We start from the raw sequence: 12,454 nt of genomic DNA on the forward strand, positions 1-12,454 counted from the left end.
AATACACTAGTAAATAAATGCTTCCAATAACCCTACTAGCTGTGCTGCAAGGTGAGAAACGGCTGTTTCTTCTTAACAAATAGTATTATAAACCTATAATATTAAATTGTCAATATTTTATTAGTCAACTATGCTTATTTTTTTATCTATTTCTTCTTTTATTTTTGAGATAAATCCTTCTAAGCTCATTGTACCAATATCACCTTGTTTTCTGCTTCTTATTGCTACGTTTCCTTCGTTCATTTCTTTGTCTCCAATAACAAGCATGTATGGTACCTTCTGAAGTTGAGCTTCTCTAATCTTATATCCGATTTTTTCATTTCTTAAGTCTAGTTCAACTCTTATATCATTTTTCTTTAACTCATCTGCAATTTTCTTTACATATTCAACTTGACCATCAGTTATATTCATAACCTTAACTTGAACTGGTGCAAGCCAAGCTGGGAATGCCCCTGCATAATGCTCAGTTAATATTCCTATAAATCTTTCAATAGATCCAAATACAACTCTGTGAATCATAACTGGTCTATGTCTTTCTCCATCTGCTCCCACATAATTTAAGTCAAATCTTTCTGGCATTTGGAAATCAAGCTGTACAGTTCCACACTGCCATGTTCTACCTATGCAGTCTCTTAAGTGGAAGTCTATTTTAGGTCCGTAGAATGCTCCATCACCTTCATTAACTTTATACTTAAGTCCTATATCCTCTAAAGCGTCTCTTAAGCCGTTAGTTGCTGCTTCCCACTCTTCATCAGTTCCCATTGAATCTTCTGGTCTTGTTGAAAGCTCAACAAAGTACTCAAATCCAAATACTTTATAGAAGTTATCTATAAGACTTATAACACCAAGTACTTCTTCTCTTATTTGTTCCTTAGTGATAAATATATGAGCATCATCTTGAGTAAAGCATCTAACTCTCATTAGTCCATGTAATGCTCCAGATTTTTCATGTCTGTGAACAACTCCCATTTCAGCATATCTTAAAGGAAGATCTCTGTAAGAGTGTATATCGTTTTTGTAAACAAGTATTGAACCTGGGCAGTTCATTGGCTTTATAGCATAATCTCCTTCATCTATCTTTGTGAAGTACATATTGTCTTTATAGTGATCCCAGTGTCCAGATTGATGCCATAATGCTTCATTTAGGATTATAGGAGTCATTATTTCATCATAAGCAGCTTTCCTGTGCATTTCTCTCCAGAAGTTTTGTAGTGTATTTCTTACTACCATTCCCTTTGGATGGAAGAATGGGAATCCAGGTCCTTCTTCATGAATACTAAATAGATCTAATTCTTTACCAATCTTTCTGTGATCTCTCTTTTTTGCTTCTTCAAGCATCTTTAAGTGCTCATCAAGTTCAGCTTTCTTTTCAAAGGCTGTTCCGTAAATTCTTTGAAGCATTTTATTTTTCTCATCGCCTCTCCAGTAAGCACCAGCTATTGAAAGAAGTTTAACAGCCTTTACTTTTCCTGTAGATGGTACGTGAGGTCCTGCACATAGGTCTACGAATTCTCCCTCTTTATAGAAGGATATTACTGCTCCTTCTTCTAAGTCCTTTATTAATTCAACCTTATAACTTTCTCCCTTTTCTTCCATAAGCTTTATAGCCTCTTCTCTTGGAAGTTCGAATTTTTCAAGCTTGTGATCTTCTTTAACTATCTTGTTCATTTCAGCTTCTACTTTTTCAAGCATTTCTGGAGTAAATGAAAAATCAGCATCGAAGTCATAATAGAATCCGTTATCAATTGCTGGTCCTATAGCTAACTTAACTTCTGGATATAATCTTTTAATTGCTTGAGCAAGTATATGAGATGCAGTATGTCTTAAAGTCTTCTTACCGTCCTCATCCTCAAAAGTTAGAATCTCTAACTTACAATCATCATTTATTTCTGTCATTAGCTCTGCTGCTTCTCCGTTTATTTTAGCTCCTAAAGCTTTTTTAGCTAATGAGGTACTTAGTTTAGCAGCTACTTCTGCTACTTTTGATCCTTTTTCTACTTCAACTATGCTTCCATCTTTTAAAGTAATCTTTACCATGGTTTTTTCCTCCCTTTTCTGTTACTTATTGTAATTTAATTACTTGCAAATAAAAAACACTCATCCCAGTACATGGGACGAGTGTATATCGCGGTTCCACCCAAATTTAATAGTAAATATATCTTTGACTAATAAAACCATATTCTAAATATAAATGCTTAGAAATATAATTTAAGTTAGCAGATAATAAATATAACTATTATCTCTGAACCTTTAACGCAGGCTTACGGAAATACTTACTAAAATTCAGTATACAACTTAAAGGTGGTTTTCAATAAATCTTACTCAAAGGACCTCTCACCCAATGGATCCCTCTCTCTTAGAGCAGTATTCTATTTACTTTTCCTTATCATAGTCTTTAATTATTCTGCTTAATTATTTTCTTAAATTATAGTATTAAATTTTCTAACTGTCAACACATTAACTAAAAATAATGAATATTTTTAAATTAAAATGTTACACTCTATGAATACTTTGCTTTATTTGTTTGCAACTTTTACAATTGTCACAAAACTCTACTCTATCGGTAAATACCTTTTTAACTGTGTCTATTAGCTCATTATTCCTACAGTTTTCAACACAGTGAATTACTATTTTTTCTGGAGAGTTAGTAATAAGAATGCTTATTATCATATCCTCTGCATTGGTATTTTCTCTATATCTTAAGTCATTAAGGTCACTAAATAACATTTCAGTTATATCATTTGAGTTTTTGTCTTTTACTGAATACTTTCCTCGACTATCAATTTCTATGTTTACTAAATCAATTTTACTTTCCTGAATTTCTACGAAGTATTTTAAGAGTTTAATAAATTCATTATATTCCTTTTCTACCATATACTTTTCTACTACTTTATCTATTATAGCTTCCAAATCATCTTTTAGGTCTTTCATTCTAAAGGTAATAAACCCCTTTATATTAATCTCTTTATTCTCACCTATACACTCAACTATCTTATCTATTATGTTATTTCTTTTATTCATGCAATAGATTGAACTCTCATCAACTATGCCGCCTTCGCCTTTTAATATTTCCACACTACTGTCTTTTATCTCTTTTAATTCATCATACTTAAGAAAAAAGTATGTATCTGATAAAAAACTCATCATATCTTTTCTATAGAATTCATCTATTACAACATTATATAAAATATTTGCTACATGTATATTAAACATGTTATGGAGTTTTGCGCTAATTTCTTCTTCACAAAATATTTTTACGAAGTGAGTATTTGACTCTATGCTTTCCGAAATACCAATAACTATATTTTTACTTTTAAAATACTCTTTTATATCATTTATTCCATGTATTACATCTTCTTTTTCTCTATCATATACTACTGTAAGTAATAGCATCCCTCACACTCCCTTCTAAAAATAGTATGTGTCTAAACTAAATCTATATACAAAATCTTTTTGTCAAATCCCGACATGTAACCTCTGTACTTGAAACTTATATGACAAAAATATAGAATAGAAAAAAAGGGTTTTTCTAGCCAATAAAAATCCTCACTAATTAACATTAAGTTTCCAAGTAAATTAGCGTGAAACAAAGGAAGGACACTATAATGAAATATGCGATTGTAGATTTTAGAATAACAGAAGAAGAAAAATATAACATTACAAGTTTAGGTTATAAAACTATAATATGCCCTCCTTCACAAGTCCTTTATGAGGCAGTCTGCGGGCATCCTGATATGCTTTTGCATATTCTTGATAAAAACAAAATAGTGGTTCATAAGGGTGTAGATAAAAACTTTATAGCTCTGCTAAAAAATTTAGGATTTTCTGTATTGTTATCGGGAAATGAGTTGAAAGATATTTATCCTCACGACATTATTTTAAATAGTGTATCCTTATCAAATTTATTTATGCATAATATAAAATACACTGATCCTGAACTTTTGAAACTGATGACTAGTAAAAAGCTGATAAATGTAAAACAAGGATATAGCAAATGTTCAACAGCTATTGTAACAGAGAAGGCAGTTATGACTAGTGATAAGTCTATAGCAAAAGCATTAATAACTGAAAATATAGACGTACTTCTTCTCCCTCCCGGAGATATTGAGCTGCCTAATTTGAATTATGGATTTATTGGAGGTTGTTGTGGTCTTCTTAATGAAAATACTTTAGCTTTTTACGGAGATTTAAATTACTATGCTTATGGAAATGAAGTTTTAAGTTTTTTAAAAAAGCATAATGTAAAACCAGTTTATTTAAGAAAGGATAAGCTAATAGATAGAGGAAGTCTTTTTGTAATAGAGAATTAGCCTTAAAGTTAATTAGACAAAAGGTTATACTCCCAACAGTAAATTATAAGAGGCATAAGTTAACTTATGCCTCTTATAATTTACATTTTATACAAAAAAAAACAAAAACACTGTTTAGAATTACTAAACAGTGTTTTTTGGAGGCGCCACCCAGATTTGAACTGGGGATAAAGGTTTTGCAGACCTCTGCCTTACCACTTGGCTATAGCGCCATCTGGAGCGGAAGACGGGATTCGAACCCGCGACGTTCACCTTGGCAAGGTGACGCTCTACCACTGAGCCACTCCCGCGTAGTGGTGGCTGGACCAGGAATCGAACCAGGGACACGAGGATTTTCAGTCCTCTGCTCTACCGACTGAGCTATCCAGCCTAAATTTGGCGACCCAGAAGGGACTCGAACCCTCGACCTCCGGCGTGACAGGCCGGCACTCTAACCAACTGAGCCACTGGGCCGCGTATGGTGGGCACAACAGGGATCGAACCTGTGACCCCCTGCTTGTAAGGCAGGTGCTCTCCCAGCTGAGCTATGCGCCCATACGCTTTGTCTTTAAGACATTTATTATTATATAATCATCTTTCGACTTTGTCAACACCTTTTTTTAAACTTATTAAAGTTATTATTTGATGCTGCTCTGTCGCTGCTGACGAATATTATAATACAAAAATAATTAAGTATTGTCAACGTCATATTTTACATTTCATTGAATTTATTCTTAATTTCCTTAGTGTTTCAGCTTTTTTCTCACTTTTACTACAAACTTATTAATTAAAATCTATAATAATAGTTTTAATGGACAACTTAAAAAGGAATAACTTATAACCTCTATTTATTTGTTATAAGTTATTCCTTTGCTATATGACAACAATAATAAGTCTTAAGGGTCTATTACTTGAAAATTAAAGCATTTAACTTTCATTTTACCATTATAATGTATCAATTTTTCCTATTTAACGCCCTTAAGTATATTACCTATTTGTTCACTAGTAAACTCATAGGATTTATTGCAAAAGTGACATTTTAACTCTTCTGTTTTTCCTTCATTATATAGCTCTTCTAAATCTTTTTTACCTATACTTATTAAAGCTCTTTCTACTCTTTCTCTTGAACAATCGCATTTATAAGCAGGTGTCATAGTTTCATGTATTTTTAAATCCATATCTTCGAATATATAATTAAGCATATCTTCTACAGACATTCCTTTTACTATCATTTCTGTTACAGATGGTATTTCTTGAAGTCTGTATGTCACTAAATCTGCAACTAAGTCATTAGCTCCAGGCATCATTTGAATTATAAATCCACCAGCAGCTTTTATACTTAAGTCTGTGTCTACAAGCACCCCCAAGCCTACTGCTGATGGTGTTTGCTCAGAAACGGTGAAATAATAAGCTAAGTCATCTCCTATTTCTCCTGTATATATAGGTACCTGACCTACATAAGGCTCCTTTAGTCCCATGTCTCTTATAATAACTAAATTACCATTTTTCCCTATAGCTCCACCAACATCAAGCTTTCCTTTACTATTCGCAGGTAAATCTACAGAAGGATTTCCTATATACCCTTTTACAGTAGAATCAGCGTAGGATGTAACTACTACCCCTTTAGCTTCTCCTCCACCGGATATTTTAAGAGTTAAAGAATCCTTTTCCGACTTAAGCATTGAGCCCATAATACTTCCTGCTGTAACCATCCTACCAAGGGCAGCGGCAGCAGTTGGTGCACAATCATGAATTTTAACTGCCTCGTTTACAAGTTCAGTAGTTATTGCTGCTATTATTCTAATATTTCCATCACTAGCAGTAGCCTTTACTAATTTATCTGCCATAATTATCTTCCTCCTTAACATTAAGTAACTTAATCTAAAGCTTTCCCACTTTTCTTTTTAACTATATAAACTATTCTTTCAGTGTCTTCTACTACATTTTCAGACTGATAACTATCCATTTTTCTTATAACCTGAAAACCTGTTTCTTCTAAAAACTTTTCAATTTCCTCACAGCTGTAAGCTCTTTCGGAGTGATGCTCATCAAATCTTCTATATAGCTCATTTTCTTTTACAAAAAAAGTTAAATACATGTCCACAATTTCATCCTGAAGGAAGTTTTCCCATATGTATGTCACTTTTTCATCATCATAGTTATACACATTATTTCCTAATATGTTAGTAAGCTTATAGTAGGAATTTATATCAAATATAAAAACCCCATTCTCTTCTAGATGATTAAATACACTATAGAAATATTTTTTCAGGTCATTTTTATCTAGTATATAGTTTGTAGAATCTAGACAACAAGTTATAAGGTTGAACTTTTTATTTAAGTTAAGCTCTGTTATATCTTGGCAAAGAAACTTAACCTTTAAGCCCTTACCTCTAAGCTTATTTTCTGCCTCAGTAAGCATATCATAGGATAAATCCACCGCCCATGCATTAGCAAACTTAGGCGCAATTTTTTCCGTTATATTGCCAGTGCCACAACCTAAATCTAAGTAGTTTTTTCTATCAACTGCCAATTCATCACTTATACTTAATATTACATCTGACCATTTTTCATAATCAATATCATTATTTATAAGCTCGTCATAAATATGTGCAAATTCTTTATAACAATCCATGTTTATGCCCTTTCAAAAACAATAAATTTACTGTCTAATTATATTCATCAATTAATATTATATATTTTTAATTAATAAGTCAATAATTTGCATTTACTAATTAAGCAAATTACACCATATGGAATTTGCTTAATTAGTATAGTTTATATTTACAGTTCGTTATATTTTCTATTTATTCTTTTTTAAATTATTTAAAATAACCTCATTTTTAGGGATATTTAACTCTTTCTTTCTTCTTGTCATCATCCCTCCTATTCTGCCTGTTTCCTCTGCTGTGAGTCCACTCCATCCATATTCATCTACCTTTTCCCTAAGTCCTAGTTCTTCTGCAATTTCATACTTAAGCTTTTCCCTTAACTTTTCTACCTCTGAAAGTTCTCTATGGGACTTTAGCTTTGCTTTTATTACCTTTTTTAATGGTGTATTTCCCATATTGATCCACCCCTCCACTATTTATATTTTATTATCTTTTACAGCGTAAGGATCATTTATACATAGGAAAAGATTATTTCCATCTGCCTTGTATGTAGGCATATTTTAGTTCCACTTCTGGGCCAAACAAAGGGAACATTAATCCTTTAATATATTTCTGCTTATATAACTGCTTATTCTTATATATTGTAGGTGCCATTACAACGTCTTCTAAAAGCAATATGTCTTCTGCTTCTCTAAAATACTTAAACCTTTCTTCATTCTTGTCATTTCCTAATGAAGAGGCTTCTTTTACTAATGTGTCGTATTTTGAATTAGACCATCCTGTAGAGATAATATTTGTTCCTTTTACCCACGGCTCAAACATTGACATAGGGTCATTGTAGTCTGCAGACCACACCATGCTAGCGATTTGATAATCACCTGCTGCTACTTTTTTCTGAAAATCCTCCCATTGAACATATTCTATCTTCACATTTATACCAAGCTTTTTATTGTACATCTGCTGAAAAAATTCCGCCATTTCCTTTTGTGCTCCATCTATACCTGGTTGTAAATATCTAACTGTGATTTTTTCTGGTTCTTTTCCTAACCCCAGCTCTCTTAGACCCTCTATTAACAGGGCCCTCGGATCTTTTATATCTTCTTTTAAGATCTTCACTGGTTCTTCATTGGCTTTTTGTCTAAAAATATCGTTACCAATCTTAAGTGAAGGTGGTACCCATCCATAAGCGGGGCTATAAACCTCATTCCACAACTTTCTCGATATCTCTTCTCTGTCTATTGCTGATGAAAAAGCCTTTCTTACTTTAATATTGCTAAATAGCTTATCCTTTTGATTAAAAAGTTCATAATTAATAGTTGGCTTTGGAGCCTTTATGTTATCAAACTTTCCTGTCTTATTAAGCTTATCCTTCCACTGGCTCTTCGTAACCTTTGCTATATCTATAGATCCATTTGCTAGCTCATCAAGTGAATAGTCCTCCGATTTAACAATCTGCATTGTAATCTTTTCCAGCTTCACAGATTTACCATCCCAATAATCTTCATTTTTTACTAATTCTACTTTATCATTATGGTTCCATTCTTTTATTAAAAAAGGTCCACAAAAAACCATTGTGCTAGCTTCTAATCCATATTTTTCCCCATTAATATCTACTATATCTTTCCGCTGTGGCTGCATTATATTTAAGCTTGTTAGATTCAAGAAATATGCATTAGGAGCTTCAAGGGTTATCTCTAATTTTTTCTCATCTAAAGCTTTTACTCCTACTGTGCTTGAAGGTACTTTTTTCCCCTTGCCTCCCTCATTATAACTTTTAGCTCCTTTTATGGGATACAATAAGAATGCGTTTTCTGACTGAGTTTTAGGATCTAAGGTTCTTTTAATTCCGTATTCATAATCTTTAGCTGTAACCTTTTTTCCATCAGACCAGTAGTTATCTCTTATATAAAACACCCACTTTAAACCATCTGAAGATATATCCCAACGCTCTGCTCCTGCAGGCTTAGTTTCATCTATACCATCTTTATTTTTTTCAACTCTTGTCAATGCTTCATTTACATCTGCAAGAACCTGACAGGAAGATATGTCTACTGCCTTAGACTGGTCTAAAGTCTTTGGATCTTCATATAAAGCCATATTTAAATACTGGGATTTATCATTTTCAATAGAATTACTTTGTACACTACTGCTTTTACATCCAGATAAAGTTAAAGTCTCAAGCATAAAAAATATAATTATCATAGATATTCTTCTCTTTAATTTCACATAAATCTCTCCTTAAATTATGATTGATTCACTACGCAAGCAACTTACTAAAAATTCAAAAGCCAAATTATTACTAATATAACCACATTTGTATAAATTGCGAAATAACATCATATAATATTCTGATATTTTGTCCAAATTTTATTCACTAAATATAGAACTTTTTGCATTAATTATTTATAAACTATAATGTAGAGTAAAATATAAAATTTTTTAAATGTTTAAGCTTTAGATTTTTTGCCTTCAACTATTTAATAACTTAATAGTTGAAACCCAATATATATTCTAACCAGAGTTTTTTTATAGAATTATTCTACTTATACATATAGGTTTGCTTATTACTAATTTCACTGTATTTAGTAACATTATTAATTTAACAAATAAGTCTTGTATATGAGCTTTAGGTATCATGATCAAGGGGAACTCATGCGCAATATTCTGACTTTAGAATGAAGCCCACCTTTAATCCTTTCTATTTTGCATTAAACAAGCACTAATACCTATATAGATTAGGTAAATTTATTACTTATATATATTCACAAATAATGTATTAATAAAAAAGCTATATATTTTTGCTCTAAGCAGTTATATAATATAATCAAGTAAAATTTCAGGAGGGATTTAAATGAACTATAATATAGCAGTGGTTGGATCCACTGGAATGGTAGGAAGAAAATTTATTGAAGTATTAGAAGAGAGAAACTTTCCAATAGATAAAATTTACTTCTTTGCTTCAGCAAGGTCTGCTGGTAAATCTTTAAAGTTTAAAAATAAAGATGAGATTATCGAAGAATTAAAGGAAGATAATATAAAAAATAAAAAAATAGACTTTGCACTATTTTCTGCAGGTGGAGATATAAGTAAGGAATACGCTCCTATTTTCGCAAGATATGGAGCTACAGTTATAGATAACAGCAGTGCCTGGAGAATGGATCCTAATGTACCTTTAGTTGTTCCAGAGGTAAATCCAGAGGACATTAAATGGAATAAAGGAATAATAGCTAATCCAAATTGTTCTACAATTCAAGCGGTAGTGGCATTAAAACCACTTCATGATAAATACGGTATAGATAGAATTATATATTCGACATATCAAGCCGTATCTGGCGCTGGTCTAGGAGGATATAATGATTTAGTAGAAGGTTATAAAGGAACTGCTCCAAAGAAATTTCCTTATCCTATAGCAGGAAACCTACTTCCTCATATAGATGTTTTTCTAGATAACGGATATACAAAAGAAGAAATAAAAATGGTGAATGAAACAAAAAAAATTCTTCATGATGATACTTTAAGAATTACAGCTACTACAGTTAGAGTTCCTGTAATATATGGTCATAGTGAAAGTATAAATGTAGAACTAAAAAACAGCTTTGAAATAGAGGACATATTCAAGCTATACAGTAATGCCGAAGGAATAATTCTGAAGGACGATGTTCAAAACCTAGTTTATCCTATGCCTGTAGACGCTGCCGGCCGTGATGAAGTTTTTGTTGGAAGAATTAGAAGAGACTTTAGTTTAGATAATGGTTTAAATTTATGGGTAGTTGCAGACAACATAAGAAAAGGTGCTGCTTCTAATGCAGTTCAAATTGCCGAGTATATAATTAAAGAAAGTAAATAATTTATAAAATTATTTATAAATAAAAATATTAAGAACGAGGTGTTTGTATGAGTTTATTTAAAGGTTCAGGTGTTGCTATCATTACCCCATTCAATGATCAAGGTGTAGATTTTAAAAAATTGGAAGAACTGCTTGAGTGGCACATTAAGTCTAGTACAGATGCTATAATAATATGCGGAACTACTGGTGAAGCTTCAACAATGTCAGAACAGGAAAGAAAAGAAACTATTAAATTCACAGTAGATGTAGTTAAAAAGAGAATTCCTGTAATAGCAGGTACAGGTACTAATAATACTGCTGCTTCAATAAATATGAGCAAATGGGCTGAAAGCATAGGGGTAGATGGACTTTTAGTAATAACTCCTTATTATAATAAAACTACACAAAAGGGACTTATAGAGCATTTTAAAGCTATAGCTACCAGTGTTAAAACTCCAATAATTATTTATAATGTTCCTGGAAGAACTGGCATGAACATTCTGCCAAAAACCTTAAAAGAATTATGTGCATTTGATAATATTATCGCTATTAAGGAAGCTAGTGGAAATATAAGTCAAATAGCTGAAATTAAAGCGTTATGCGGAGATAGACTTGATATATATTCAGGAAACGATGATCAAATAATTCCTATTCTATCCCTAGGTGGTGCAGGTGTTATATCTGTTCTTGCAAATATAATTCCTAAGGACGTTCATGATTTATGTGAATTATATCTTTCCGGCAAGGTTAAAGAAGGTTTAAAGGTTCAGTTAGATTCTTTAGCATTAACAAATGCATTGTTTATAGAAACAAACCCTATTCCTGTAAAAACCGCTATGAATTTAATGGGTATGGAGGTTGGACATTTAAGACTTCCATTATGCGACATGAGTGATGGAAACCTTGAAGTATTAAAGAAAGAAATGAAAAGTTACGGACTATTAAAGTAAATCAAAAAGGAGTTTTTCGAATGGTTAGAATTATATTAAGTGGATGTAATGGAAAAATGGGAAAAGTTATATCCGGTCTAGCAAATAATTTCTCCAACTTAAGTATAGTTGCTGGAATAGATAAAAATACTGACGGTTCTAGTTATCCTGTATTCTCCAGCATAGGCGAATGTACTGTAGATGCTGATGTAATCCTAGATTTTTCAAGACCAGATGCATTGGATTCTTTACTAAAGTACGCTAAAGAAAAAAATGTTGGAGTAGTTTTATGCACAACTGGATTTACCGATGAACAACTATCTCAAATTACTGAAGCATCTAAAGAAATACCAGTGTTTCGCTCAGCTAATATGTCCATTGGTATTAATGTAGTAAATAAGGTATTAAGAAGTATCAGTGCATTATTATATAATAACTTTGATATAGAAATAATAGAAAAACATCATAATCAAAAGGTTGATGCTCCAAGCGGAACAGCACTTCTTCTTGCGAATACAATAAAAGATTCTATTCCTGAAGAAACTCAGTTCACCTACGGAAGAGAAGGAATTGCTAAGAGAGAGCATAAAGAAATTGGAATACATGCTATAAGAGGCGGCAGCATAGTTGGTGACCACGACGTTATCTTTGCTGGCCAAGGCGAGGTTATCGAAATCAGCCACAAGGCTATTTCTAGAGAGGTATTTGCTGTAGGAGCTCTTAAGGCTTGTGAATTTATGTATGGAAAAGGAAAAGGCTTCTACTCCATGGATGATGTAGTTAAGTAATGAAAAAAGT

At 32.2% G+C, this 12,454-nt stretch carries 10 protein-coding genes, 5 tRNA genes and 2 other annotated features (1 of these 17 cut by a window edge); of the genes, 4 read left to right on the forward strand and 11 right to left on the reverse strand.

The features are described from left to right. Window positions 1-80: a sequence feature (ribosomal protein L20 leader region), on the reverse strand; it reaches 33 nt to the left of the window's first position. A 40-nt stretch (window positions 81-120) separates the two neighbouring features. Beyond that, on the reverse strand, window positions 121-2,037 hold the full coding sequence (gene thrS / locus N4T77_RS11855; RefSeq protein ID WP_261672014.1) for a threonine--tRNA ligase: 1,917 nt from the start codon (window positions 2,035-2,037) through the stop codon (window positions 121-123). Window positions 2,038-2,107: 70 nt separating this feature from the next. Further along, window positions 2,108-2,399, reverse strand: a binding site (T-box leader). Window positions 2,400-2,493: 94 nt separating this feature from the next. Then, window positions 2,494-3,393 (reverse strand): putative sporulation protein YtxC, encoded by a 900-nt coding sequence (gene ytxC, locus N4T77_RS11860; RefSeq protein ID WP_261672015.1) that lies wholly within the window; start codon window positions 3,391-3,393, stop codon window positions 2,494-2,496. 212 nt (window positions 3,394-3,605) lie between these two features. Between ytxC and N4T77_RS11865 the strand changes: the two genes are divergently transcribed. Continuing rightward, entirely contained in the window at window positions 3,606-4,310 is a 705-nt protein-coding gene (locus N4T77_RS11865; RefSeq protein WP_261672016.1) for a DUF6873 family GME fold protein, read from the forward strand. Between the two features lie 138 nt (window positions 4,311-4,448). Here N4T77_RS11865 and N4T77_RS11870 read toward each other — a convergent pair. From N4T77_RS11870 to N4T77_RS11910, 9 genes are all read right to left on the reverse strand, one after another. Beyond that, window positions 4,449-4,522, reverse strand: a tRNA-Cys gene (locus tag N4T77_RS11870). Window positions 4,523-4,525: 3 nt separating this feature from the next. Next, a tRNA-Gly gene (locus tag N4T77_RS11875) sits at window positions 4,526-4,600 on the reverse strand. A gap of 4 nt (window positions 4,601-4,604) precedes the next feature. After that, window positions 4,605-4,680, reverse strand: a tRNA-Phe gene (locus N4T77_RS11880). Between the two features lie 6 nt (window positions 4,681-4,686). Next, window positions 4,687-4,763: transfer RNA gene (locus tag N4T77_RS11885), tRNA-Asp, on the reverse strand. Window positions 4,764-4,768: 5 nt separating this feature from the next. After that, window positions 4,769-4,844 (reverse strand) — tRNA-Val (locus tag N4T77_RS11890). Between the two features lie 410 nt (window positions 4,845-5,254). Further along, complete coding sequence (gene hslO / locus N4T77_RS11895; protein ID WP_261672017.1) at window positions 5,255-6,136, reverse strand: Hsp33 family molecular chaperone HslO; 882 nt, start codon at window positions 6,134-6,136, stop codon at window positions 5,255-5,257. A 29-nt stretch (window positions 6,137-6,165) separates the two neighbouring features. Then, a complete protein-coding gene (locus tag N4T77_RS11900; protein ID WP_261672019.1) occupies window positions 6,166-6,924 on the reverse strand; it encodes a class I SAM-dependent methyltransferase in 759 nt (252 codons plus the stop codon). 168 nt (window positions 6,925-7,092) lie between these two features. Continuing rightward, the gene (locus N4T77_RS11905) at window positions 7,093-7,356 is read right to left on the reverse strand and encodes an alpha/beta-type small acid-soluble spore protein (RefSeq protein ID WP_261672020.1); all 264 of its coding nucleotides are present in this window, start codon (window positions 7,354-7,356) and stop codon (window positions 7,093-7,095) included. A 73-nt stretch (window positions 7,357-7,429) separates the two neighbouring features. Beyond that, window positions 7,430-9,127, reverse strand: a complete 1,698-nt coding sequence (locus tag N4T77_RS11910; RefSeq protein ID WP_261672021.1) for a peptide ABC transporter substrate-binding protein — start codon at window positions 9,125-9,127, stop codon at window positions 7,430-7,432. Window positions 9,128-9,752: 625 nt separating this feature from the next. On the opposite strand from N4T77_RS11910, the gene N4T77_RS11915 reads away from it, so the two are divergent. From N4T77_RS11915 to dapB, 3 genes are read left to right on the forward strand one after another with little or no spacing between them, the layout of a single operon-like run. Beyond that, the gene (locus N4T77_RS11915; protein WP_261672022.1) at window positions 9,753-10,748 is read left to right on the forward strand and encodes an aspartate-semialdehyde dehydrogenase; all 996 of its coding nucleotides are present in this window, start codon (window positions 9,753-9,755) and stop codon (window positions 10,746-10,748) included. Between the two features lie 47 nt (window positions 10,749-10,795). Continuing rightward, a complete protein-coding gene (dapA, locus tag N4T77_RS11920) occupies window positions 10,796-11,677 on the forward strand; it encodes a 4-hydroxy-tetrahydrodipicolinate synthase (RefSeq protein WP_261672023.1) in 882 nt (293 codons plus the stop codon). A gap of 20 nt (window positions 11,678-11,697) precedes the next feature. Next, complete coding sequence (gene dapB / locus N4T77_RS11925; RefSeq protein ID WP_261672024.1) at window positions 11,698-12,444, forward strand: 4-hydroxy-tetrahydrodipicolinate reductase; 747 nt, start codon at window positions 11,698-11,700, stop codon at window positions 12,442-12,444. The last annotated feature ends 10 nt before the right edge of the window (window positions 12,445-12,454 follow it).

Source organism: Clostridium sp. CX1, from assembly GCF_025398335.1.
GTDB lineage: Bacteria > Bacillota > Clostridia > Clostridiales > Clostridiaceae > Clostridium_AM > Clostridium_AM tanneri.

Coding starts and splice junctions, on each gene's coding strand:
- thrS (WP_261672014.1), bottom strand. CDS start 2,037: ATGGTAAAGATTACTTTAAAAGATGGAAGCATAGTTGAAGTAGAAAAA.
- ytxC (WP_261672015.1), bottom strand. CDS start 3,393: ATGCTATTACTTACAGTAGTATATGATAGAGAAAAAGAAGATGTAATA.
- N4T77_RS11865 (WP_261672016.1), top strand. CDS start 3,606: ATGAAATATGCGATTGTAGATTTTAGAATAACAGAAGAAGAAAAATAT.
- hslO (WP_261672017.1), bottom strand. CDS start 6,136: ATGGCAGATAAATTAGTAAAGGCTACTGCTAGTGATGGAAATATTAGA.
- N4T77_RS11900 (WP_261672019.1), bottom strand. CDS start 6,924: ATGGATTGTTATAAAGAATTTGCACATATTTATGACGAGCTTATAAAT.
- N4T77_RS11905 (WP_261672020.1), bottom strand. CDS start 7,356: ATGGGAAATACACCATTAAAAAAGGTAATAAAAGCAAAGCTAAAGTCC.
- N4T77_RS11915 (WP_261672022.1), top strand. CDS start 9,753: ATGAACTATAATATAGCAGTGGTTGGATCCACTGGAATGGTAGGAAGA.
- dapA (WP_261672023.1), top strand. CDS start 10,796: ATGAGTTTATTTAAAGGTTCAGGTGTTGCTATCATTACCCCATTCAAT.
- dapB (WP_261672024.1), top strand. CDS start 11,698: ATGGTTAGAATTATATTAAGTGGATGTAATGGAAAAATGGGAAAAGTT.